Below are 24,240 nucleotides of genomic sequence, written 5' to 3'. Positions count from 1 at the left end.
CCCAGCATGCTGGGGATTTTTTTAAGGTTTGAAATTAAGCAAGATCAAAGCGATCTGCACTCATGACCTTCGTCCACGCCGCCACAAAGTCATTTACAAATCGAGTTTGGGCATCTGAACTACCGTAGACTTCTGCCACTGCACGCAGCTGTGAGTTTGACCCGAACACGAGGTCTGCTCTGCTTGCCGTCCATTTAAAGTCACCTGTTTTGCGGTCTCGACCTTCAAACTCCTCCTCGGTTTTCGAAGTCGCTTTCCACTCGGTGCCCATGTCTAGCAGGTTCACAAAGAAGTCATTGCTAAGCGCGCCGACTTTGTTGGTAAACACGCCGTGCTGAGTTCCGCCAACGTTGGTGCCCAACACCCGCATACCGCCGACAAGTACCGTCATTTCTGGTGCTGTTAAGGTCATCAATTGTGCGCGATCTACTAACAATGCTTCTGCAGGAACTGAGTAACGACCCTTGACGTAGTTGCGGAAACCATCGGCAATCGGCTCCAAAGCGGCAAAAGAGTCCACATCAGTTTGTTCCTGAGTGGCATCCATACGTCCCGCAGTGAACGGCACGCTTACTGTCTGCCCCGCATTTTTAGCCGCTTGTTCGATGCCGACCCCACCGGCCAACACAATTAAATCTGCCAGTGAGACTTTTTTGCCGCCGCTATTAAAGTCGCTTTGAATACCTTCAAGCACGTTGAGAACCTTAGCCAACTGCGCAGGTTGATTGACCTCCCAGTCCTTTTGCGGTGCCAAGCGAATACGAGCGCCGTTTGCGCCGCCGCGCATGTCTGAACCACGGTAGGTGGCCGCAGACGCCCAAGCAGTAGAGACCAGCTCGCCAACCGACAAACCGGCAGCGGCAATCTTTGTTTTTAGGCCAGCGATGTCACTCTCATCCACCAAGGCGTGATCTAGCGCTGGAATCGGGTCTTGCCAGATCAACTCTTCGGCTGGGACTTCCGGCCCAAGGAAGCGCGCACGCGGCCCCATGTCGCGGTGAGTTAATTTAAACCACGCTCTGGCGAAGGCATCGGCAAACTGATCGGGGTTCTCGTAAAAACGCCGTGAGATCTTCTCGTAAGCAGGGTCAACGCGAAGCGACAAGTCGGTGGTCAGCATCATCGGCACTTTGCGCTTGGTCGCGTCAAAGGCATCTGGAATCGCACCTGCACCCGCGCCATCTTTGGGCTGCCACTGATGCGCGCCCGCTGGGCTTTTGGTCAATTCCCATTCATAGCCAAACAGGTTCTCGAAGAAGTTATTGCTCCACTGGGTTGGCGTACTTGTCCATGTCACTTCCAAGCCGCTGGTGATGGCATCGGCGCCCTTACCGCTGGCGTGGCTGCTTTTCCAGCCGAAGCCCTGCTGTTCGATACCCGCCGCCTCTGGCTCTGCACCAACTAACGCGTCATCTCCTGCACCGTGGGTTTTACCAAAGCTGTGGCCACCGGCAATCAAGGCAACGGTTTCTTCATCATCCATCGCCATGCGCGCAAAGGTTTCGCGAATATCTGTCGCTGCCGCTAGGGGATCGGGCTTGCCATTTGGGCCTTCCGGATTCACATAAATCAAACCCATCTGCACCGCTGCCAGCGGATTTTCAAGATCGCGATCACCGGAGTAACGCTTGTCCTCTAACCACTTGCCTTCAACACCCCAGTAAATATCTAACTCAGGTTCCCAAATATCTTCGCGACCGCCGGCAAAGCCAAAGGTTTTAAAACCCATGGTTTCTAGCGCGACGTTGCCGGTCAGAATCATCAGATCTGCCCAGGAGATTTTCTTGCCGTATTTTTGCTTTACCGGCCACAGCAATCTGCGTGCTTTATCGAGATTGCCGTTGTCTGGCCAGCTATTTAAGGGCGCAAAGCGCTGACTGCCGCTACCAGCACCACCGCGGCCATCAGCAATACGGTAGGTACCGGCGCTGTGCCAAGCCATACGGATAAACAAGGGACCATAGTGACCGAAATCAGCCGGCCACCAGTCTTGGGAATCGGTCATCAGGGCCGCAATATCGGCCTTTAAGGCGGCAAAATCGAGGCTCTTAAATTCTTTTGCGTAATCAAAATCCTCACCCATTGGGTTAGATTTAGCGGACTGCTGGTGCAAAATCTCTAATGGCAACTGGTTCGGCCACCAATCCTTATTTGTCGTGCCACCACCAGCTGTATGGTTCACTGGACATTTGTTATTCGACATTGCGCTCTCCCTTGAGATAAATAATTCTTTTGCCAGACATAGTTATAGCCCCATGCAGGCAAACTATCCAACTGTACTTTTCAATCATTACGATAGCTTTTAACTCTTGGACTTAGATTGAGGCCGCCATACGCTAGGAATGTTCCTTTATCATGAGCTTGGGCCTGTTACTATCTGTGCAGAAGCAGACCAGCAAGGAATCAAATCATGCCCGACGACAAGACAAAGAAAATAAAAGTCACCGCAGCTGCGCTATTCAGTGGCTACACAGAAGAAAAGCCCTATGAGTTATGGCTAAGCTTTGATAAGAATCTGGCCAAGGAGATGTCCCGTTTTGTGGTGGGGGATATGTATGCGCGGGATGTACTACCCAAAACCACTCGCCAATTAGTGGCTATTGCCGCGCTAAGCGCGACGGGCAAACAAGATGAGCTGAAACTCCATATTCACGCGGCCCTGAACGTCGGCTGCACGCCGCAGGAAATTAGCGAATCCATTTTCCAAATAGGCGTCTATGCGGGCTTTCCGGCCATGAATAATGCGCTGCTTACCCTGCGCGGCGTACTGGAAGAAAACGGCCTTTGGCCGCTTGAGCAAAAGTAGACTTAATCGATCAAAGCAAGTACTAAGAACTAACCTTCAACTACCGAGCACATAGCCATATTAAGTGCTCGGTATGCTTTACTGAAAATTAGCCCCTCGATTTTTAGAGGGAGTTAAAAAACTCAATCAATAAGCGATTCACATCCTCCGGACGCTCCTGCTGTGTCCAATGGCCGCAGCCCCCAAGGAGATGAGTACCGCGGTAATTAGGAATCCGCTCAGGCGCGCGGGATATCGCTTCTTGACCCCAGCCGTAACAAATATCTAAATCACCGAGAATAAGGGTAGCAGGAACCTGCAGAGGGCTATCGCCCATTGAGGCTAAATCTTCCCAGTCCGCATTCAGATTTTTGTAATACATGAGCGGACCGACAAATCCACTGCCCTCAAAGGCTGTGGTATAGGCGTCCAAATCATTCTCATTAAACCAGTTTGGCAACGAGGGGATATCAAAAAACCGATCTTTCATCTGCTCTCCATGGGCAATGCATAGAGCACTGCCGCGAATAAGATCGATCGGGTCCATAGCCGCAAAATCCATCCCCGTCGGACGAAGTCCGTCACCAGACAAACTCAGTACTGCACCACGCAGCCACCCGCGAACATCAGTTTCCATTTCAGCGATTGCGCCATCAATCTTGCCAAAATGGGTTTGATAAAAATCTTGGCCAGGCCCTGCAAGTGCCTCATGAAGTGGATCGGGTTCTAACTCGCCAAAGGGGCTTCCTGGCAAAGGGATAATGCCCCTACCGCCAAATGGGACAGACAACCCAGCTACTGCTTTGAAGATATCAGGCCGGAGCCATGCCGCCGACCACGCAACAGCAGCCCCCCAGTCGTGACCGACAATAATAGCCGACTCTTCACCGAGGGCCTGCACCAAGCCAACGGCATCGTCCACGAGTTGATGAATACGGTAGGCTTCTAAGTTTGCGTATTTAGACGACAGGCCATAACCACGCTGATCGTAGGCTACGACGCGATAGCCTGCCTTCGCCAATGCGGGCAACTGATGCCGCCATGAATAACTAATTTCGGGAAAGCCGTGAACCAACAATACCAGCGGCCCGGCACCCTGTTCAAAGTAATGCAGCCGAGTGCCATTTACATATGCAAATTTCGAATCCAAACCATCCATATTATTATTCCCCGTCGTAGTATTAGCGCTCTGAAGGCGATAACTAGACGAGAGATACTACACCATTTAAATTTTCAGAAGCGAACGGCGATCAAAACAAAACGGGCTTAGAACAGAAATACGAGACTTCGCTATGGCGATTTAGATCTCAGCATTATAGGTCGCATTAATAATGTAGATCCTCTCACCCAACTATTAATGCGCCCTAAAATAATAATTATTTATTGGCTAAATACCCCCGCCAGCCGCCAAAGTGGCTAATATCCTCTGCGCCAGCTAAGCCCGACGCTTCACAGATAAAACCACTTACCTGACTACCGTCTTGCAGGCTAACTTTACCGATACCCAAGGGTGCAGGTATACCGGCTACAAAGCTTCCAAACTCGGCGGTCGGCACTGCCCACACCTCGACTTCGATAGCGCAACCTTCACCCGCTGGCGCTATCACCATCCCAGGCCTAAACGGCGGGCCTCCGGCTAGGGCGTAAAGTTTGTAGTCAGGCGACGACATGGTTTTAGATTGCAAATAGCCACCGCGCTCGGTCAACTGCCAGTTTAGCGGCTGCCCTTCTAAATGAGCGCCGCACACCGCAACGGAAATAGATTGTTGATCTTTAACGGGCACTGAAGCCAAGGGCTGGTAGTCGCCTTGCCCCTTTCCTAGCGGCAACTGGAAGAGCTGCTGTAAACGATTCGCCACCGACAATAGCCGCCGATCTGTAAAAGCCTCACCGACCAAGGTTAAGCCAAAGGGGAAACCGCTACCGGTAAATCCGATTGGGACCGCCACACCGGCTAAATCGAAGAGATTCATGTAGTTGGTGTAATAGCCCAAATTACTGTTCAGGGTGACTGGGTCTGCATTCACCGCGTCGATACTATAGGGGCGACCAGCGGTGGGGGTAAGCAAACAATCGACGCTTTCTAGCACGGCCGTTGCCGCTTTGCGCAATGTCTTTAAACGGTACTGCGCGCGAAAAGCATCGACCGCAGAGCCTTTGTCACCGGCGCTGATAATAGTTCGAGTAACATCCAGCAAGGCCTCCGGACGTTTTTGAATAAGCGGCGAAGTCGCAATATAACGCTCGGCCACCCAAGGGCCTTCATATAGCAAACGCGCCGCTTCTATAAACGCTGAGAAATCAACTTCGACCAATTCCAAGCCGTTCGCGGCGATCGCTGCCAAAGACGCTTGATAGCTTTGTGCGTATTCTTCATGCCCAAAAAAGGCGAGCTGCTCGGCGGGCAATACACCCACTCGCAAGCTACCCTGCCACTGTCCATAATGTCTTGCGTGGTTGGCAAAGGGGTTGTTGCGACTATAGGCGTCGGTGGCATCCTCGCCCTCGGCGACCGCTAGAATCGCATTGGCATCGTCGCACTGCAGGGCGAAAATGGTGATGCAATCTAAAGACCGACAAGCGGGTAACATGCCGCTGGCAGAGAGCAAGCCGATACTGGGTTTTACCCCCACCAAATTATTAAAGCAGGCCGGTACGCGTCCAGACCCTGCGGTATCGGTTCCCAATGAGAATGTTGCCATGCCCAGCGCCACCGACACCGCCGACCCCGCGCTGGAGCCGCCGCTAATCATGCTCGGGTCATAACTATTTTTGCATGCGCCCCAGGGTGAGCGCGTGCCCACCAAGCCTGTCGCAAATTGATCGAGGTTGGTTTTGCCAACCGGAATTGCCCCCGCCTCAATCAAGTGTTTCACCACAAATGCAGAGCGTTCCGGTGTGTAAGTGAATTCCTCGCAGGCAGCTGTTGTCGGCACTCCCGCCAAATCAATATTATCTTTTATGGCGAAGGGAATTCCGTATAAGGGCAAGGCAGATGGCGAGCTAGCTTCCAAACGTTTTAAATAGGGCTCTAACTCCGTGGCCGTAAGCTGATGAATCCAAATATTGTGATCCGCATATTGTTCACAGCGCTCGCCAATAATCGCCATTACATCTCGCGGTGTGGCAGTGCCAGCAGCATAGGCCGCTCGTAATTCAGTCAGTGAAAGATTCATGACAACTCCTCCAAAATAAGCACAGACTGGCCGGCACTCACCCGCGCACCCTCGCGTAATAATTGTTTTTTAACCCGTCCCGCCTGTGGCGCAAACACGGCTATCTCCATCTTCATCGACTCCAGCAGCAGCAATGGCTGTCCCATTTCAACCACGTCGCCTTCTTTGACTAGCAGTTGCCAAACGCTGCCAGCGACGGAACTATCTACGGGAATTTCGCCCTCTTGCAAACTGACCACATCGGCGGCGTCATCAATTTCAGGCGCCTCGTAATGGAATTGGCCATCGGCATGCCAGCGTGCTAATTCTTCCGCAAAAGCCTGCTCGCGCTGCTCGGTATGTGCAGTAATTTCGGATGAGTTATCAGCCAGCATTTGCTGATAATCCGCCAAGGAAAATTCGCCTTCTTCAATGCGCAGCGAATATTTACCCAAGGGGAAGTCATCACGAATTTGTAGCAATTCTTCCTGGCTCACTTCGTAGAAACGAATTTTGTCGAAGAAGCGCAGTAAATACGGTTCGGTAAATTCCGCCGTGCGCCGGTAGCGATTCCACATTTGCAGTGTTCTACCAATAAATTGATAGCCACCCGGCCCTTCCATGCCATACACACAAAGATAGGAACCGCCGATACCCACCGAGTTTTCCGCCGTCCACGTTCGCGCCGGATTGTATTTTGTGGTCACCAAACGATGGCGCGGATCAACTGGCGTAGCCACAGGCGCACCCAAGTACACATCGCCTAAACCCATCACCAAATACGCGGCATCGAAGACAATGTCTTTCACTGCCTCAATACTGTCTAAGCCATTTATACGGCGAATAAATTCAAGGTTGCTTGGACACCAGGGCGCATTCTCACGCACCGATTGCTGATATTTCGCAATGGCTTGGCGACAGGCTTCGTCGTCCCAACTCAGCGGCAGGTAAACGGTTCTCGACGGTACATTTAATTGTTCAAGTTGGGTGGCGAGCTGTCTTTCCGCCGCGCTCAGTACCGCCAGCAATTCTGCCAAGGAAATACGCTGAGAATCGTAATGCAATTGCAGGGAACGGATACCCGGTGTTAACTCCCGCACACCGCCCACCGGATTCTTCTGCAAATACTGCATTAGGGCGTGAGCGCGGAAACGCAGGCGTATATCTAACTCTAGTGGGCCGTATTCAACCAATAGGAAATGATCGCCAGCAACCCGATACACAACCTCGTCGCCGACTTCGTCAGCGCTCAAGCGCTGAACGATGGGTGATGGTAATTCCGTGAGTGATATCACGTCGGGCATATCACCTGCCAAGGTGTTGATACTCGCTTGCTGTGCTGCCTCGGCCGCGACGGCATCGTCAATCGTCACCGCCACAAAACGCAATTTATCACCGGCACGCAGCTGACCGAGCTTCCATAGGTCGGCGCTTATCACTGTTGCGGGGCACACAAAGCCACCTAAGGACGGGCCATCCGGGCCGAGAATAACCGGCATATCGCCAGTGAAATCCACCGTGCCAAAGGCGTAGGCATTGTCGTGAATATTAGATGGGTGCATACCCGCTTCGCCGCCGCTGTCCCGCGCCCACGTGGGCTTAGGACCGATTAAGCGCACACCGGTGCGGCTGGAGTTGTAGTGTACTTCCCAGCTCGCAGAAAAAAACGCCTCAATATCTGCGTTAGTAAAAAAGTCCGGCGCGCCATGCGGCCCGTAGATTACCCGCAGAGTCCAGTCGTTGCTTATCAGTGGCTTGAGTTGTTCGGGCAAGCTGTGAATCTGTGCAGGCGTGTCGCTCAATTCTAAGACGTCACCCACCCGCAAAGCACGGCCACTGTGACCGCCAAATTGCCCCAGGGTAAAGGTAGAGCGTGATCCCAGATACTCCGGGCATTGAATGCCGCCGGCGATAGCCAAGTACGCCCTGGCACCGGCGCTAATGCGACCAAGTGTTAGGGTCTGACCAGCCTCAATGCGAACGACCTGCCAGCTTGCTATCGCCAGTCCTTGCGAGCCGGCCGAACCACCAAACACCGTAGCGGGTATGTCCGCACCACCCAAGACAATATCGGTGGCAATACTAAATTGCAGACTCGGACCTTGCAGGGTTATCTCTAAACCCGCGGCGCGCTCGTCATTGCCTAACAAGCGATTTGCCAAGCGGAATGAGTAACTGTCGAAGGGACCAGACGGCGGCACGCCAACATCCCAGTAACCACTGCGGCCAGGGAAATCCTGAGCGGTGGTTTGAGTACCCGCTTGCAACACTGTGATACGCTTTGGCTGCCACTGAAAGTCATTCAAATAACGCGTGGTGACCAAACCTTCTTTTAGCAAGGGATCATCGAGCAAAGTTCGCAGATACTCCCTATTGCTGACAATGCCATACAGCTCAGTATTATCTAGCGCCGCCGCCACGCCCTGCAGCGCCGCACTTCGCTCGGGGGCATGAAAAATAATCTTAGCCAACATCGGATCAAAGTACGGCGACACCTCAATGCCGCTGTCCAACCAGTGATCAATCCGCAAGCCATCAGCCTCAGGAAATTTAACCTTGCTGAGCAAGCCCGCGCAGGGCTGAAATTGCTGATAGGGATCTTCGGCGTAAACCCGCACTTGTACTGCGTGACCTTTAGGAACCAACTTTTTGCGCAAATCGGCAAGGTCAGGTAAATCACCACTGGCCAGCATTAACATCCACGCCACCAGATCGATACCCCAAACTGCTTCCGTCACGCCGTGCTCTACTTGCAGGCGTGTGTTGACTTCTAAGAAATAAAATTCGCGACTGTCTTGATCGTAAATAAATTCCACCGTGCCAGCATTGCGGTATTTAACCGCCGACAGCAAATCTTCGGCTTGGGTATACAGCAAATGCCGCACTGAATCAGGCAGATTCGGTGCCGGACATTCCTCCACCACTTTTTGGTTTCGGCGCTGCGCCGAGCAGTCACGCTCGCCAATGGCAACTACCTGGCCGTAGCCATCACCAAACACCTGCACTTCGATATGGCGAGCGCGGGCGATAAATTTCTCAAGGAATACCCCATCGTTTGAAAAATTATTGCCGCCTAATTTTTTAACTTTTTCGAAACCGCTGCGCAAATCCGCCTCATCGTGGCAGACCTGCATGCCAATACCACCGCCGCCAGCGGTGCTCTTTAACATTACCGGATAGCCAATAGCCGAGGCTTGACTGACCGCACTCTCTAAATCGTTTAACAAACCCGTGCCGGGTGGCAGCGGTACGCCAACCGATTCGGCAATTTCCCGCGCGCGATGCTTTAAACCAAAGTCGAGCATATGCTGGGCGGTCGGCCCAATAAATGCGATGCCAGCTGCCTCACAGTTGACAACAAAATTTGCGTTTTCACTAAGAAAACCGTAACCAGGGTGAATTGCCTCTGCGCCACACTCCTTCGCGATCGCCAAGATTTTATCGGCATTTAGGTAGGTGTCGGCCGCTGCGCCGTCGCCCAAGCTATAGGCTTCGTCGGCATTGCGAACGTGAAGACTGCGCGCATCGGCTTCGGCATAAACAGCGACGGCAGTGATGTTGAAGCTTTTGAGGGTGCGAATAATACGGGTGGCGATGGCGCCACGGTTCGCGATTAATACTTTCTGGAACATAGCAATCCGGTAACGGGCCGTCCCGTTATGTCATACGACAGTGGCCGTCCACTGAAGATGATTTAAATTAGTCAGACGTCGGGGGTCAGGCGTCTGAGGATTCCTTTACGCATCCCACACTAGGTATTCAATCGGTGTTGGGTTATAGGCATTACAGGGATTGTTTAACTGCGGGCAATTGGAGATCAAAACGTACACATCTACCAAGGCCTTTAGTTCAACATATTTACCCGCGCCGGAAATTCCGTCAGCAAAACTCAAACCACCGTCTTCGGTCACCGGCACATTCATAAAGAAATTAATATTGTGGCTTATGTCGCGCTTGCTCAAACCGTATTCAGGTTTCTCGGCAATCGCTAACATCCAACTATCTCGACACGCGTGCATACAGCGTTTTTCGAGATCGTAACGCACGGTATTACTCTCCGTGGCACAAGCGCCGCCGAGGGTGTCGTGACGACCGCAGGTGTCGGCTACAATCTCTAGCATGGCGCGATTTTCATTGCTGCGCAGCAGCGAGCCCGCCGTTAAATACACATTGTGTTGTTCGCGAATGGTATCGGTGGCGCTGTATCGCTCAGCGGGATTGTCCGCACAAAAAAACAGGGTATCGGCTGCCTGATTACCCTCTAAATCGAGAATACGGAATGTTTGGCCGGCATCGACTTTGCCTAAATAATAATCACCCGCCCAAACCACTTCGCGGAACACCGCGTCGTCTACTAACAAGCTACTTTCTCTAATCATGTTGCGGCCCTCCCCTCAGCTGCCTAAATAGTACAGTGCGTTGTTTTTAAAACCGCGACGGTTTTCGTCACAGTGGTTTAAACACACATCGTCTTCTGTCATCGGCGCAGCGAGACCTAACTCAATACCAATGCGGTGGCGAGGATACTGCACATCACTTCTAAGGGGATGCGGACAGGCGTGAACCACAACAAGTGTATCCATTTCAAAACGCAGGGTGACACTGCTGCCCGCTTCACTTGCATTCGAAGCCAAGGACATATTGCCTTCGGCGTCGGTAATCACCTTGCTAAACCAGTTGATATTGGCCGCCATATCCGCCGCCCCTAAACCGTATTTAGCCAACTCAGTTAGGAAGGCGTCGTAACCGTTTTGATGCCACTCGTTGCGATCATTTTGATAGTCCCGCGCACCCCAGCGATCAGCCACATGGCTGGCGTGGGAGTTGCCGCAGACGGTGTCGTGCCAACCGTGATCGTCCACAATCACCGAGGCAAAAATCCGTCCCATATCTGAATACAGGCAATGGCCTTTGGTCAGCTTAAAGGTGTGCTGGCATTTCAAGGTGTCTGGCGCGTTGTAGCGCTCTAATAAATTTCGTGGATTGTAAAACAACATACCGGCATTGCCGCCGCCATTGATATCGCACAGCGTAAGCTGTGTACCCCGTCGCGCCTCAAATGACCAATGCCCTCCTGCGGGCAATTCGGTTTGATATTTTTGCATTTTAAACGTGCTCCACCTGACTTTTTACAGCCAAGCTCTGGTCAATTTCATCGAGTATTTCCTGCTCACAGACACCCACTGGCAGGTCATAGGTTATCCCCGCCCCGTAGGCATTAGGTGCTTGCGCATCTACTCGACGCTTATCAAATACCCACAGCCGTGTACCCAAATGAAAACCCTCTTTTAAGTCGTGGGTCACCATGAAGACGGTGAGCTTATGCTTGCGCCATAGATCCAATACCAGCTCATGCATGTCGGCACGAATACCCGGATCTAGCGCACCAAAGGGTTCGTCTAATAATAAAATTCGAGGTTTTAAAATTAAGGCCTGCGCAATGGCCAAGCGCTGTCGCATACCGCCCGACAACTCATCGGGGAAGCGATGTTGCATATGACTAAGACCGACAATGTTTAGTAATTCAGCGGCCTCCTGACGGGCAGCCCTTTTTGCTCCGCCCCATAAAAAACCTAAGCGCGTTTTCTCAAAGGCACGGGCGATTACTACATTTTCTAATACGCTTAAGTGGGGAAAGACCGAATACTGCTGAAAAACCACACCGCGATTTGCATCCGGCTCCGACGGAATCGGCTTGCCATCTAATAAAATACTGCCCTGCGACGGCGTTTCTGTACCCAGGAGCATTTTCAAAAAAGTGCTCTTCCCGCAGCCGGACGCGCCGACCAAGGTAATAAACTCGCCTTCTTTTACCGTGGCAGAAATGTTTTCCAAAATGACATTGTCGCCATAGCGTTTCCAAATATTTTTAATCTCGATCATGACTTGCCCTCCTGCTGCGCATGCCAGGGAAAGGCAAAGCGGCTTAATTGGGCGAGTAAATAATCGATCGTGAATGCCAACACTGTAACCCATGCTACGTAGGGTAAAATGACATCCATAGACAAGTAGCGGCGAACTAAAAACACGCGATAGCCCAAACCGTCAGTTGAGGCAATCGCTTCGGCTGCGATTAAGAACAACCACGCAGAACCAAGTGACAAGCGCACTGCATCGATCAGCCTAGGCATCAATTGCGGAATCAAAACCCGCAAGATAATTTGTCCACTATTGGCGCCCAAGGTTTGGGCTTTGACCAATTGTTCTCGGGGAATTTCCAAGGTTCGCTTTTGGATATCTCTGGCAATAAAGGGTGTAACGCCAATAGCAATCAACGCCACCTTCGACACTTCACCCAAACCAAACACAATAAACAAAACCGGCAAAAGGGCCATCGGCGGCACCAGCGACACCACGGTAAGCAAGGGCGCGAAGCTGGCATTTAAAACCGGCAATGCCCCCGTCATTAATCCAAAGAACATACCCAGCGATGCTGCTATTAGCATGCCCAGACCCAGGCGACGGAGGCTACTCACGGTATCCTGCCAAAACAGGTAATCGCCACTCCGCTTACTCGGTTCAAAAGCGAGACGCTGAATAGCGTCTCCCATTTGCGAGAAACTAGGGAGCAACTTATCGGCAGCGTTTTCTGCCAGTCGCGCATCTGACGCTGAAATATACAGCAGAATAATGGCGGCGAAGGGCAGCAGAGCTAAGCCGATTCGCCATATTCTCGAGGGTGTAAAATTGATAAGTCGCTTCATAGGTTCTTGCCTTGTTGACTGTATTTCTTGTGTAAGCTGCTTTGCTCATTTGCGCGGCGATTTCGCGTCGCTTATCGTCGCACAAAGGTCGATCTTCAGCCTTACAACTTACCGTCTGCGGCCATTTGCATATAACTAGGATCAAAGCGGAATTTAATATTTTCGCTATTCCCGTATACGCCAGCGGGTGTTTCGATACCGATAAATCCTGCATCCGGCGCGCCGTCACCCAGTAGTCCGTGGGCAAACGAGAACTCGGCAACATTTTTCATGGTGGTTTTTAGCGCTGCGCTGTTAGTAAATTCAACCGCACTGGCTGGGGTATAAAACATTTTTGTGCTCGCTAGTTGCGATTCATAACCAGCCAAATCAGTGCCAGATGCCGTGCCCATTTCAGTTCTTGCAGCAACGCCGGCTTTACCTGAATCACTCATGGTAGCCATGATTTCATACCACGCACCGGTTAAGGCCTTACCCAGGTTTGGATTGGCTTTTAACACGTCGGTGTTAATCACTAGCAGGTCGATGATTTCACCTGGAATTTGCGAAGAATCGAATACTTTATTCGAACCCGGCATAGTCATGATTTCACTTAACAGCGGATTCCAAGTTGCTACCGATGTCACGCCCGCAGTCGGGAATACAGCGACCATATCGGCGTCAGATGTGTTTACCACTGTGACGTCAGACTCACTCATACCCACGCTTTCTAAGCCACGCGCTAGCAAGTAATGAGAAACACTAAGCTCAACCAAGTTGACCTTCTGGCCCTTGATGTCTTTAAGGTCTTTGTAACCCTTCAACACCACGCCGTCATTGCCGTTAGAGAAGTCGCCCACGATCAGCGCAGTACTGTCAACGCCGCCAGCAGCGGGAATAGTCAGCGCGTCCATATTGGTCATGGCACAGGCGGCAAATTCACCAGTGGTGTATTGGTTAATGGATTCGATGTAGTCATTGATCTGCACAACCTCAATATCGAGATCGTATTTTTTAGCCCATTTATCCACGATCTTTTGCTCGGCGCCGTAGCCCCAAGGCATCCAACCCACGTAGATAGACCAGCAGATTTTAAAGCTGTCAGTAGCAGCAGAAGAGAACGACGAGAACGTCAGGGTAAGCAGTAAAGCGGCAATTCGCTTCATAGGTAAACCTCCAGCGGTTTTACACAGATTCATAGAGCACTCCTGGCGAATATCGCCGATCGTCTCCCGGGCTTTTGTCCCGCCGTGTAACCTTGTGAATTAGCATAACTGCTAACATCGCCGAAGGTCGAAAGCTCTCGGACCAGTCATCTCAAATTATCTGAGATCGGAACCCTAGCTTTCCATTTCTAAATTGTAGGTCGTCCAATGTCACCAAGAGTGCGGACATTAGAACTAATACAGGTTTCGTGCCAAGCCCAATAAAACGCCGCTATACCGGCGTTTAAGTAAAAAAACGGCCATTCCTTAAAAGTCTGCCCACCATGAATTGCACCATCGAGCAGCATGTCGCGCACCAAGATAAAGCAATACGCTTGACAAGAGTGGCCGCTTAACAGAAGACCACTCAAGCCAAAAACCACCCTACCCTTTCTTAGGCGCACCAAATTCACCCGGCCAACGAGAGCCGCCGATGGTGTCGGCAAAGGGCTGGAATCCCTCTGGATCTAGCGGCCCTTCGAGGGTGATACGACGATCTAAAAATATCGGCGTCCACAGATGAGCTTCGGGCTCACTGCGCACTGGTAGCTTACTTGCCACCGGGTCCCAAGGGCTGTCGTTAAGGGTAAGTTTACCGCTCAACTTCTCAACATAGGCGGTGCCATACTTACTGTATACCCGCACAACATGGGGAGGGAAGTCATAGTCAGTCGACGCCATATCGACACCGCGCAGGCATTTAATCCACCATTCATTGGTTTCAAACTCAGGCGGAATTTCGCCTTCACCAGTGACTTGGCCGCTGTACTCTAAAAAGGTGTAACCGCGATGGGTCACGCTGGCACTGATGTAATCCATTAAGCGGAAATACTTGGTTTCGCCGTAATACTTTGGCTGCCCCCAGCGCTCGTGACTGCCGTAAATGGCAGCCTCCTGATCAATGGCAATACCCAAGGTGTACTCACCTTCAATACCATTGTAATTGGCATCGATATTTACCACGCAACCATACTCAGGCTCATTGAGCACAGGGAAATTGTAAACGGTTAAGGTCACCTTCGGCGTTTTACCCGGCGTGATGCCAGGTGGCAATAAGGCGGCAATACTGGCGGGGTCGGTGAGGTAGCTTATTTTCAGCATTGGCCAATTCAAGATATCGCCCGGCACACCCACTGGCTTAGTCGCATTTGTCATCATCATTTCCTCATTATTATTAGCATTTAAGATTCAGATTTTTATTCTGCTATTCACAGCCTGCCGTTAAGCAACATAGAACTGTTGAAACCATTTACGATACTTGGCGATGGGGCCGTCGCCATCACACAGTGTTGGGTCGTCTAAATAGACTTTGTTTTCCCAGATCGGGATATCCTGCTCCACCTGATGAACAATCTCATCGCGGAAGGCATTGGCGTATAGCTTGTGCTCATCTGACTGCTGCTTAGGCATACTGAAGCTAAAGCGCATGTGCATACTCTGATCATCAATGGGGGTAACGGTACCCATCATGACGATTTCAAATAAACGCGAGAATTTTTGATAGGTCTGCCCCGGCCCATATGACGAGGTTACCAAGCGGCCCATATCAAAGTTTTCACCACTGCGGTCAATATTGCCGAACTCATCAATGGCCTCGGTTAAACTGTCCATCACTGTGCTGCGCTGATAGCCAGAGATTGTGACTTCACCCACCGGCATTTCGGGTGAGGAATGCACAGTGACAAAGTGGGCAATGTCCACCGCGTTTTCGCCAGTTTCCTGAATAATCGAATTGAATTTCCAGTCGTAGACATCCATCGGCGTCCACTCGGCAGAGTGCAGCTCTGGGTGGGGTTCGACCTCCCACAGCGGCTCAATACCTTCGGGGTGATACCACGCCCAAATCATTTGGTTACGTTCCACGACCGGATAACGGACGATGGCCTGCTTACCGTCAAACTTGGGTGGCATATTCTTAGCGTAAGGGACTTTGGTACAAAAGCCCTCGCCGTTGTATTCCCACGCGTGGAAGGGACAGCTAATACTCTCGCCTTTTACCACGCCACCATGACCGAGATGCGCGCCCAAATGCGGGCAGTGGCCATTGAGCAACGACGCCACCCCAGATTCAGTGCGAAACAGCACCAGATCCCGGCCGAAATAGCGCAGCGGCTTTACATCGCCAATCTGTAATTGCGCTGTATATTCAATCGCAAACCACCCAAATGGGATTGGTTTGTCATAACGCGTACCCATACTTTTCTCCCACACCGGCCCTACCGAATAGCATGACCATAAAAAAGGTAACCATAGTGTAAAAAAAGTATAAGGTTTCCCTTTGCAGGTCAAGTAGAGATTACAAATATGCACATGAAAGATCATTCACTGAGCAAATGAGCGATCAAATTAGCTCGAATCGCACGTTGCTTAGCCGTTAATCGTCCAAAACTAAACAACGCAAAGCAAACGAGTGCTTTTCATCCACCGCGATCTATTCAAGCCCACATATCGCAAGCGCGACAAACTATCTACGACGAAATTAAGAGCAATGACTATTACCTTGCTTGCTAGTACTCCTTCAACATGATGTTGAAGGAGTACTAGTGCTTATAGACGATGCCGTAATAAAAACACCTCCGATAAAGTGAAATAATGAAAATGACAACATCAACAGACGAACGACTTCACTATTTCATCGATAAACAGGAGATATTGGAGTTAGTTAATCGGTATTGCCAAGCGGCTGACAGGCATGACCACGATGCCCTGCGCGCGCTCTACCATGCTGACGCACTTGATGATCACGGGGCTTTCTTTAAGGGGCTGGCGACCGACTTTATCGACAAACTGCCTGACATTCAGGCGCCCATGGAAATACTTCACCACAATGTAACCACCGTAAATATCGAAATTGACGGTGACTACGCAGAGGGCGAAGTCTACATTTTAGCGTTCCATAAAGCAGCGGGGCCGGACGGCAGTATCGACGTGTTGATAGGTGGTCGCTATTTTGACAAGTACGAAAAGCGGGATGGCGAATGGAAATTCTCTCATCGCGTAGTGGTGGCAGACTGGGTAAATATCCAAGACCCTAGCATCGTCAACCTGGAGCATCCGTTTGTCGCCGGCTCTCATATCGGCTGCCCAGGGGCCGATGATCCTTCCTACGCGTTTTTTAAACTCATTAAGCGGCAAACACCTTAAAACCATAGCGCTTTCGTCATTCCAAATTCACGATCAAGAGTTCAAGCTACTTGATTGTGATTACAGTCCTGAGATAAAGCCTCGAAGGCGTTTCAGCGCGTCGAAATCTGCCATTCATTAGTTCTCAAAATCGCTATCTGCACAGAGTTTTCAGACACACATAGGCGAATGAAAGATCATCGCTGGGTGTCTATTTGCTAGAGAAACCGCCTTAAACGTAAATATACGCAGAGTACACAATGGCTTATTGTCGATTTGCGATTTAGCATCCGCACCATTAACACATCATTTTTCGAAATCCAGACTGAACTAGCGGTCGTAAAGCGAATCTTCGTTCTACTTATGCCTGTGTCGATTTAACGCATTATGCGAACTAGTACACAGCGTGACTGTGAAAGGCATTTTTTTGGCTTTTCACACAGGGTAGATATTTTTGATTTCGACGCCATGATTTACAATCCAAGCTGACGGTAATTGACGAGCAAGTTTTACTTTAAAGGTAGTGTAATGATTAAACCTGCAATCCCGAGTAATGAGGCCGAGCGCTTACATGCGCTAAGAACACTAAACATCCTCGACACGTCCCACGAAGAGCGCTTTGACCGCGTCACTAGGATGGCCAAGCGGATGTTTAACGTCTCTATTTCGCTCGTGAGTCTAATAGATGAGGACCGTCAGTGGTTTAAGTCAAAGCAAGGACTTGAAGCAAGTGAAACGCCCAGGGATATTTCATTTTGCGGACACGCTATCAACCAAGACGGTTTGTTCATCATACCGAACGCTGTTGAGGATGAACGATTCCATGACAACCCACTTGTCACAGATGCTCCCCACATACGTTTTTATGCAGGCTATACCCTAAAAATCAGAACCGGCTTAAACATCGGCACCTTATGCCTGATCGATCAAAAACCTAGAGAGATGGACTCAGAAGATCAACAACTTCTCGAAGATCTCGGCGCGATGATTGAACAAGAGATAAAGTCAATTCAGCTAGCAACGCTAGACGAGTTAACGTTGATCTCGAATCGGCGCGGTTTTTTATCACTTGCCGATCACAGCATAAAAATGTGTCGTCGCAAACAAATGTCCATGTCGTTCTTACTCATTGACCTCAATAAATTTAAAATCATCAATGACGAGTTCGGCCACCATGAAGGCGACTTTGTGCTAAGCACGTTTGCCAAAATAATGCTCGACACCTTTCGCAACACCGACGTTATCGGTCGACTAGGTGGCGATGAGTTCGTCGCCATGATCACCGATTCGGATCAACAAAACACCCAAGATATTTTAGACCGTTTGGCAAAAGCAGTAGCAGAAACCAACTCATCCATGAACAAGCCCTACCAGATTGAATACAGCGTTGGCATAGAGCGCTTCGACTATGACACTGAGAAATCAGCTGAGGAGATGATTAAAGAGGCTGATACCGCAATGTACAAACACAAAAAAAAGCGATAATCGAAACTGTCACCAAAAAATTATAGACGCCTTACTTATCAACCCTGTGCCGAAAACCCCTCGTGGTACGAGACCTCGCCACGGGGGTATTCATCGCTACAGGCCCGCTGCGCCCGACTCGAAATGACATAGGGTTATTCAATAACTTCAATTTCTACTTTAAGAATGCCACTCGCGAGATTGCCAATACTACTGAACGCTGATTTTGATAAATCGATAATACGTCCGCGAATAAATGGACCTCGATCATTAATCCTGACAACGACGCTCTTGCCGTTTTGAAGATTAGTTACTTTTACTATTGTTCCGAATGGCAGTGTTTTATGTGCCGCCGTATGATTCTCATGCAAATATCGCTGACCGCTGGCGGTTTTTCTGAGCTGAAATTTATCCGCATAAAATGACGCCCGGCCGCTCTCTCTGTAAGCAGTGGATTCTGAGCCTAAATCTGGGTGAAGCTGTTCGCTGCCGTCCAGCGGACTTGAATCTGCACTACCCGCATCCTTCGGAAGGTTGCTACAAGCGGCAATCACAAGGGCAAGCAGCGCAATGGCGAGGTATTTTAATTCGATCTTCATTGTCACTCGATAAATAAACATCACGCTAAAAGACTCTTATGGCGCCACAAACCTAAGAGGCGATGTGGCGTAATAGCATAAGCGAGAGTAGACACCCACACCATCTACAAGTTGCGGTGAATGCGAAGTCACTAGAGACCCTTTATACTAGCCGCCCCATATCAATCAGGCCGAACTTTTGAACAACGCGTATAAATCTGATTTGCTACTGGTGCTTGTGACCCTGCTAGCCTCTATCAGCTGGATGTTTTCAAAAGAAGCTGTGCTGCAGATGCCACCCCTGCTATTTATGTCAATTCGGTTTTTTCTAGCGGCCTTGCTTCTCAGCTGTGCGTCTTACCGTGCCCTGGGCAAGCTGGCTGTCTCCGCGTGGCTGCACTCAGCGCGGGTTGGCTTAGTATTTGGTATTGCCATGTGTTTTTGGGTGACAGGCCTCGCTAAAGCAAGCCATGTTGGTGAAGCGGCGTTTTTGGCCAGCCTCGGCGTGGTGATGGTTCCGATAATTGGACGAGCTTTATTTAAGGAAGCCATTCCCACCAGCACCTGGGTTGCCCTGCCGGTCGCGCTTATCGGTCTCGGTTTTCTGTCGCTAAGTGCGCCAATGGATCACGCCTTAAAAATAGAAACCTCCCATATTCTATTACTGTCGTCCGCGGCTCTTTTCGCCTTGTATTTCAACTTAAATGCGCGTGTCACCAATATTCAATCATTTGTTCGTGACGATGGCGAAGAAGGTAAAACGAACAAGGTTCCAGTGCTGGCCTTAACGACGATTGTTCTGGCGACTACGGGCATAATAACCGGGCTAGCATCAGCTATTCTTGAGCCCTGGCAACCCACAGTCTCCGATATGCATGGCGAATTAGTTGTTTGGATTCTTCTCTCAGCGACGATTGGTACCGCCCTGCGCTTTTTAGTTCAAACCTATGCGCAGAGCCTAACGGCCAATAGCCACGGCGTCGTTATTATGGTGCTAGAACCGCTGTGGACGACACTAATAGCGATGGCGTGGTTTGGTGAGAGCATGAACGCGAGCCAGCTAGTAGGCTGCTTATTTATTTTACTGTCATTGGTCATTAATCGCTTGAAGGCAATCACTCAGCTTTTGCGCTTAGGATAGCTGCCAGCAATAAGAGCACTGTTCAAATAAAGAATTACTTCAGCATACTGTCTTTCAAAAAGCGCTGCAGAGACTGAAACCGCGCAGAGGTGTCGTAGTGATCATCGTGCAGCCAATTAAGGGTGATCACATTAGTCATACCCACCGTCATTTCCGCGCAAAACTGCGGGCTAAGCCCCGCTTTCAATTGCTCTTTGCTGTGATTGAATAAACGGTGATAGCAGTTGCTCATAAATTGTAACTGCCCGGCTCCTTGACTCATATTCGTTGACAGCGAGCCCACTAAATAGCCAATCAATTCGCGTTCTAATTTGCTGGCGGTGCTGTTGCGTGTAGCCAATACGCTGAGAATAAAATCTAGCTGTACAACCAGTTCATCACTCTGCGCTATGGCTTCGGTAATCAGATCGTCGGTGCGCTGCAATAACTCAGACTGACAAATATCTACCAATAGATCGTGCTTGGAACCGTAGTAGTTGTAGAAGGTTTTCTTGGCGATATCGACACAATCGCATATCGCATCAATGGTGATGCCATCCACGCCGTATCGACTAATCAAGTGCAGGGTTTGCTCACAAATATTTTCGCGAACCGCCTTTTTCTTTCTTTCTCTACGTCCAAGCTGCACTACTGGCAAAATATTCACCTCTAAACCCCGATTTGGATTGCGATAGTACCGCAAGCTTAGGCAGAGAACCAAACGAGGCTGGCGCACTGAGCGCCAGCGCGGGTTAACTACAAAACGTCGGGAACCGTCGGCGTAGTTTTATTTAAAATGCTGTCTACCCTTGCCACAAAGGCGGCTCGAGCCTTGTCAGACATTGGTGATATCCAAAAGCGCTCGTCTCGAATGCCCTGAATGGCAAACTCAGCTACTTCCTCTGGCTCGGTGGTCTGCAATTGCATATCGTACTGCGCCATAATGGCCTTCATATCCTCTACCGAATGAATACCAGAATCGGGCTTATCAGGATTACCCGGCAGCGACTCCGGACGGTTGCGCTCAGAATTAAAGATACCGGTGTTCACCACATTGGGGCCGGGGAACAAGGCATTCACTTTCACCGGCGACTGGCTAGCCTGCAGCTGATAGTGAAGATTTTCCGTAATGGCCTGTACAGCGGCTTTGCTTGCGGTGTAGATCGGCGTATTTGGCAACATTAAAAAGGCGCCATTGCCCGAGCCCGTAACCACAAAATGGGCCTCTTCATTCTGCGCAACTAATTTAGGTAAGAAAGCGTTGATCGAGTGGATTAAGCCCCAGGTATTCACCCGAAAGCCCCACTCCCAGTCGTTTAACTCATAGTCCCACATATTGCCGGCTTCGCCGGTGCCCACACCCGCATTAGCAAACACCAGGTGAATTGCACCAAAGCGCGCCATAACAGCGTCTACCAGAGAATTCATCGAGCTTGCGTCCGTCACATCGGCACGCTGGCCCATGCATTCGCAACCCAGTGCCGCTAGCTCAGACACGGTGCGGTCTAAGGCCTTGGCCTCGATATCAGCGACAACGACCTTTGCCCCCTCCTTGGCGAGTAAATGGGCGATTGCCCGCCCTACACCGCTCGCACCGCCGGTAATAACCGCTACCTTGCCTTTGAAATCTTTCATAGCTTGGGACTCCAGATGTTAATTTTTATTAAGTAACTTGAGAATAAAATTACACTGGAGTATATTTTTTTGCAAGCAGCTAAAATTTTATCGCATCAATAACAATCTGAGCCGCCAAGCGCGTCACCAGAGAGGATCAATCATGTCAGAAAGTGCAACTGCTCTGCCCCCCATCGAGTCATTATTCGATCCTAACTCACAGTCCTATGCCGAAAACCCCGCGCCGCAGTGCCTGGCCATAGCCGCGCGCGGCCCTCTAGTTTGGTATGCCCCCTGGCAGGCGTGGATCATGACCCAGATGCCAGACATCATGGATTGCTGGAAGCGCGAATACCTCTCCTCTGATTTTTACGACTGGGAATTTGCCCCGCCGCGCCCCACCGAGGAGAACTGGAACAAGTTCGAGAAAGCGCTGGTAGGCCACAGTCTGCTAGCCGACCCCGATCATCACCGCCTAGTTCGCCGTATTACCTCGCCGGCGTTCTCGCGCAATGTGGTTGAAAACATTCAGCGCCAAATAGAGCCGCACGTTAAGCGCCTGTTTGACGACATCGGCACGCCAGAGTCCTTCGACTACATTACTGAGATTGCCCAACACATCCCCTTTATTTCTATTACCGCGATGGTCGGCGTACCAGAAAAATACTGGCCGGAAATGAAACGCGTTACCCAAACCTTCACCGAAACATGGAACCCCACCATATCGGATGAGCGCCGTCTTCGCGCCCAGGAAGACAGCAATAAGGCCATTGATATACTGCAGGTGGTGATTGCCGAGCGCCGCGAAAACCCGCAGGAAGGCGACTTCCTCAGCGCCCTGCTAAAAATCGAAGCGGAAAATGAAAAATTCAATGAGTGGGATATTATCACCCTCATTCTCGCGCTGATCGGCGCTGGGGCAGACACCACCTTGATCGCACAGCAGTGGTCGGTCTACGCCTTATTAAAAAGCCCTGATCAAGTGCCCTACGCACTGGAATCTGCCGATGCGTTTTCCAATGCCTTCAGCGAAATTATGCGCTGGTCCGGCAACTCTAAAATGGGCTTTGCGCGCTACGCGCCCAGCGATATGCAGCTGCTTGGTCAAGACGTGAAGAAAGGTCAAATGGTGTTGATGATGCCACACCTAAAAGACCACGATCCGGCTCATTTCGACAAGCCGGAGAAACTCGACGTAAGACGCAAGTTCGAGCCCGATGTACTGTTTGGCTACGGCCCACGTTTTTGTATTGGCGCGGCATTAGCCAAACGTCAGCTGTACTTAACTTTGGGAGAAATGTTTAAGCGCTTCCCGAATATCTCACTTGCAGAAGAACCAGAGCGGGATTTAGAAGATCACAACGCAGTGGTATTTAAGCGCTTAATGCTTAATACCAATTTATAAAAAACACTAGTTGAGTAGCGAAAGCGGCCGACAATGAAGCTGCTATTGCCGCGTTAATCGAGCAAGGATGCCCTGAGTTCACGGACACTGAGTCCGGTTCTGCGTTTAAGCATTTTTCTAAGTGAGGCGGCATCGGAGTAGCATAGTTTCTCAGCAATAAAATTCATGGATTCGCTGCGCTTTAGCCAGTGCCGCGCAAGTTTTTCGAAAACCTGTTCCTGAATTTCTTTGTAGCTAATGCCTTCGTCCTGCAATCGACGAAGCAAGGTGCGCTCACCCAAGCCCAGCTTGTCAGCAACGGTTTTGCGGCTAGGAACCAGACCACTATCAATCTGCGCCAAGATCGCGGTCTCGATGGCACCGCGGAGGTTTTTGAGATTGAGCGCTTGGTGCTTTAAACGGGAATCCAGCGATTCGTACAGTAGCGGATCAGCAGACGCTAAGGGCAAATCGAGTACCCGCGACTCTAAGCAAATCGCATAGCTAGTCGTATTAAATTTACAGGGGCAGCCTAATAGTTGCTCGTATTTATTGCGTAAACCGAAGTCTGGATGGGCAAACCAAACCTCTGCAAAACGGTAATTTTCGCCGGGAAAACAGTCCTGCATAGTACGGGTACAGGCACTAATAAAGGCATCGTAGGAGTGATGGGTTATCTCCATTCGCGGATTGGCGAGTTTGAACGTCATCACGCTAAGCGTGCCCTGCTCGCTTAGCGTGTAATGCCAGGCTTCGCTGACCACGCTTATTTGCTGGAGTGCTTCAATAATAGATTGCCGAAAAGTTGTGGCCACCATCATTTTAAATGCCAGTGGCCCAAGAGTACGGAAATGAAAATGCTCTAGAACGCCAAGGCCAATATCCGGTGCAGCACCCAAGCGATCTGCGGCTCGCCACAGCGCGGTAATGTCACCTTGATTGACCCGGCTTAGTGATTGCCAAGCTTTGGGATGCAACTTGGCCTCCTTAAATAGGTGTTCCCGATCGACATGACAGCCTTCTGCGATAACCTGGGCAATCATATGCGCCCATTGCAGATTGGTCGTAATGGTCGCTGAGTTTTTTGTCACGAATTAACCTATTCTCGGCACGAATTTGCATTGTACGC

Annotated in this window: 20 protein-coding genes and 1 riboswitch; of the genes, 5 read left to right on the top strand and 15 right to left on the bottom strand. The window is 50.5% G+C overall.

Going from position 1 to position 24,240, the window contains the following annotated elements; translation table 11 throughout:
- Positions 1-34: 34 nt before the first annotated feature.
- Entirely contained in the window at positions 35-2,203 is a 2,169-nt protein-coding gene (gene katG, locus AAC007_RS01195; RefSeq protein ID WP_339674182.1) for a catalase/peroxidase HPI, read from the bottom strand.
- A gap of 207 nt (positions 2,204-2,410) precedes the next feature.
- Between katG and AAC007_RS01190 the strand changes: the two genes are divergently transcribed.
- Entirely contained in the window at positions 2,411-2,806 is a 396-nt protein-coding gene (locus AAC007_RS01190) for a carboxymuconolactone decarboxylase family protein (protein WP_339674180.1), read from the top strand.
- 103 nt (positions 2,807-2,909) lie between these two features.
- On the opposite strand, the gene AAC007_RS01185 is transcribed toward AAC007_RS01190, so the two are convergent.
- The 10 genes from AAC007_RS01185 to AAC007_RS01140 all read right to left on the bottom strand — a co-directional run bounded on the left by AAC007_RS01185 (position 2,910) and on the right by AAC007_RS01140 (position 16,024).
- Positions 2,910-3,944: an alpha/beta hydrolase gene (locus AAC007_RS01185; protein ID WP_339674178.1), complete on the bottom strand. Its 1,035-nt coding sequence runs from the start codon at positions 3,942-3,944 to the stop codon at positions 2,910-2,912.
- 217 nt (positions 3,945-4,161) lie between these two features.
- A complete protein-coding gene (gene atzF, locus AAC007_RS01180; protein WP_339674175.1) occupies positions 4,162-5,961 on the bottom strand; it encodes an allophanate hydrolase in 1,800 nt (599 codons plus the stop codon).
- Positions 5,958-9,572 carry an urea carboxylase gene (gene uca, locus AAC007_RS01175; protein ID WP_339674172.1) on the bottom strand — a complete coding sequence of 1,205 codons (3,615 nt, stop codon included), beginning with the start codon at positions 9,570-9,572 and terminating at the stop codon, positions 5,958-5,960. Before uca ends, atzF begins: the two co-directional genes overlap by 4 nt.
- Before the next feature lie 105 nt (positions 9,573-9,677).
- On the bottom strand, positions 9,678-10,319 hold the full coding sequence (locus AAC007_RS01170) for an urea amidolyase associated protein UAAP2 (RefSeq protein WP_295870764.1): 642 nt from the start codon (positions 10,317-10,319) through the stop codon (positions 9,678-9,680).
- Positions 10,320-10,334: 15 nt separating this feature from the next.
- Positions 10,335-11,045: an urea amidolyase associated protein UAAP1 gene (locus AAC007_RS01165; protein WP_339674169.1), complete on the bottom strand. Its 711-nt coding sequence runs from the start codon at positions 11,043-11,045 to the stop codon at positions 10,335-10,337.
- 1 nt (position 11,046) lies between these two features.
- Positions 11,047-11,823, bottom strand: a complete 777-nt coding sequence (locus AAC007_RS01160; protein ID WP_296434651.1) for an ABC transporter ATP-binding protein — start codon at positions 11,821-11,823, stop codon at positions 11,047-11,049.
- A complete protein-coding gene (locus tag AAC007_RS01155) occupies positions 11,820-12,644 on the bottom strand; it encodes an ABC transporter permease subunit (RefSeq protein WP_219042159.1) in 825 nt (274 codons plus the stop codon). The genes AAC007_RS01160 and AAC007_RS01155 overlap by 4 nt, the downstream gene beginning before the upstream one ends.
- A 101-nt stretch (positions 12,645-12,745) precedes the next feature.
- Entirely contained in the window at positions 12,746-13,789 is a 1,044-nt protein-coding gene (locus AAC007_RS01150) for a putative urea ABC transporter substrate-binding protein (RefSeq protein WP_295871975.1), read from the bottom strand.
- A gap of 61 nt (positions 13,790-13,850) precedes the next feature.
- A riboswitch (guanidine-I (ykkC/yxkD leader) is annotated at positions 13,851-13,978 on the bottom strand.
- Between the two features lie 234 nt (positions 13,979-14,212).
- Positions 14,213-14,983: an acetoacetate decarboxylase family protein gene (locus AAC007_RS01145; protein WP_295870757.1), complete on the bottom strand. Its 771-nt coding sequence runs from the start codon at positions 14,981-14,983 to the stop codon at positions 14,213-14,215.
- Between the two features lie 66 nt (positions 14,984-15,049).
- Positions 15,050-16,024 (bottom strand): Rieske 2Fe-2S domain-containing protein, encoded by a 975-nt coding sequence (locus tag AAC007_RS01140; RefSeq protein ID WP_295870754.1) that lies wholly within the window; start codon positions 16,022-16,024, stop codon positions 15,050-15,052.
- A gap of 402 nt (positions 16,025-16,426) precedes the next feature.
- On the opposite strand from AAC007_RS01140, the gene AAC007_RS01135 reads away from it, so the two are divergent.
- Both AAC007_RS01135 and AAC007_RS01130 read left to right on the top strand, forming a co-directional pair.
- Positions 16,427-16,972: a nuclear transport factor 2 family protein gene (locus AAC007_RS01135; RefSeq protein ID WP_339674163.1), complete on the top strand. Its 546-nt coding sequence runs from the start codon at positions 16,427-16,429 to the stop codon at positions 16,970-16,972.
- A gap of 507 nt (positions 16,973-17,479) precedes the next feature.
- On the top strand, positions 17,480-18,436 hold the full coding sequence (locus AAC007_RS01130) for a sensor domain-containing diguanylate cyclase (RefSeq protein ID WP_295870749.1): 957 nt from the start codon (positions 17,480-17,482) through the stop codon (positions 18,434-18,436).
- Between the two features lie 134 nt (positions 18,437-18,570).
- On the opposite strand, the gene AAC007_RS01125 is transcribed toward AAC007_RS01130, so the two are convergent.
- Positions 18,571-19,014: a septal ring lytic transglycosylase RlpA family protein gene (locus tag AAC007_RS01125; protein WP_339674160.1), complete on the bottom strand. Its 444-nt coding sequence runs from the start codon at positions 19,012-19,014 to the stop codon at positions 18,571-18,573.
- A gap of 178 nt (positions 19,015-19,192) precedes the next feature.
- On the opposite strand from AAC007_RS01125, the gene AAC007_RS01120 reads away from it, so the two are divergent.
- The gene (locus tag AAC007_RS01120; protein ID WP_339674158.1) at positions 19,193-20,134 is read left to right on the top strand and encodes a DMT family transporter; all 942 of its coding nucleotides are present in this window, start codon (positions 19,193-19,195) and stop codon (positions 20,132-20,134) included.
- A 34-nt stretch (positions 20,135-20,168) separates the two neighbouring features.
- Here the strand turns inward: AAC007_RS01120 and AAC007_RS01115 are convergent, their stop codons facing one another.
- Complete coding sequence (locus AAC007_RS01115; RefSeq protein WP_339674156.1) at positions 20,169-20,780, bottom strand: TetR/AcrR family transcriptional regulator; 612 nt, start codon at positions 20,778-20,780, stop codon at positions 20,169-20,171.
- A gap of 89 nt (positions 20,781-20,869) precedes the next feature.
- Complete coding sequence (locus AAC007_RS01110) at positions 20,870-21,748, bottom strand: SDR family NAD(P)-dependent oxidoreductase (RefSeq protein ID WP_295870741.1); 879 nt, start codon at positions 21,746-21,748, stop codon at positions 20,870-20,872.
- Positions 21,749-21,890: 142 nt separating this feature from the next.
- On the opposite strand from AAC007_RS01110, the gene AAC007_RS01105 reads away from it, so the two are divergent.
- Positions 21,891-23,132 carry a cytochrome P450 gene (locus AAC007_RS01105; RefSeq protein WP_295870738.1) on the top strand — a complete coding sequence of 414 codons (1,242 nt, stop codon included), beginning with the start codon at positions 21,891-21,893 and terminating at the stop codon, positions 23,130-23,132.
- Between the two features lie 53 nt (positions 23,133-23,185).
- On the opposite strand, the gene AAC007_RS01100 is transcribed toward AAC007_RS01105, so the two are convergent.
- Positions 23,186-24,202, bottom strand: a complete 1,017-nt coding sequence (locus tag AAC007_RS01100) for an AraC family transcriptional regulator ligand-binding domain-containing protein (RefSeq protein ID WP_339674152.1) — start codon at positions 24,200-24,202, stop codon at positions 23,186-23,188.
- Positions 24,203-24,240 lie beyond the last annotated feature (38 nt).

This window comes from uncultured Zhongshania sp., from assembly GCF_963975605.1.
GTDB lineage: Bacteria > Pseudomonadota > Gammaproteobacteria > Pseudomonadales > Spongiibacteraceae > Spongiibacter > Spongiibacter aquimaris.
Note: the sequence above shows the minus strand (reverse complement) of the source record. Positions and strands in the feature narration are given on the sequence as shown.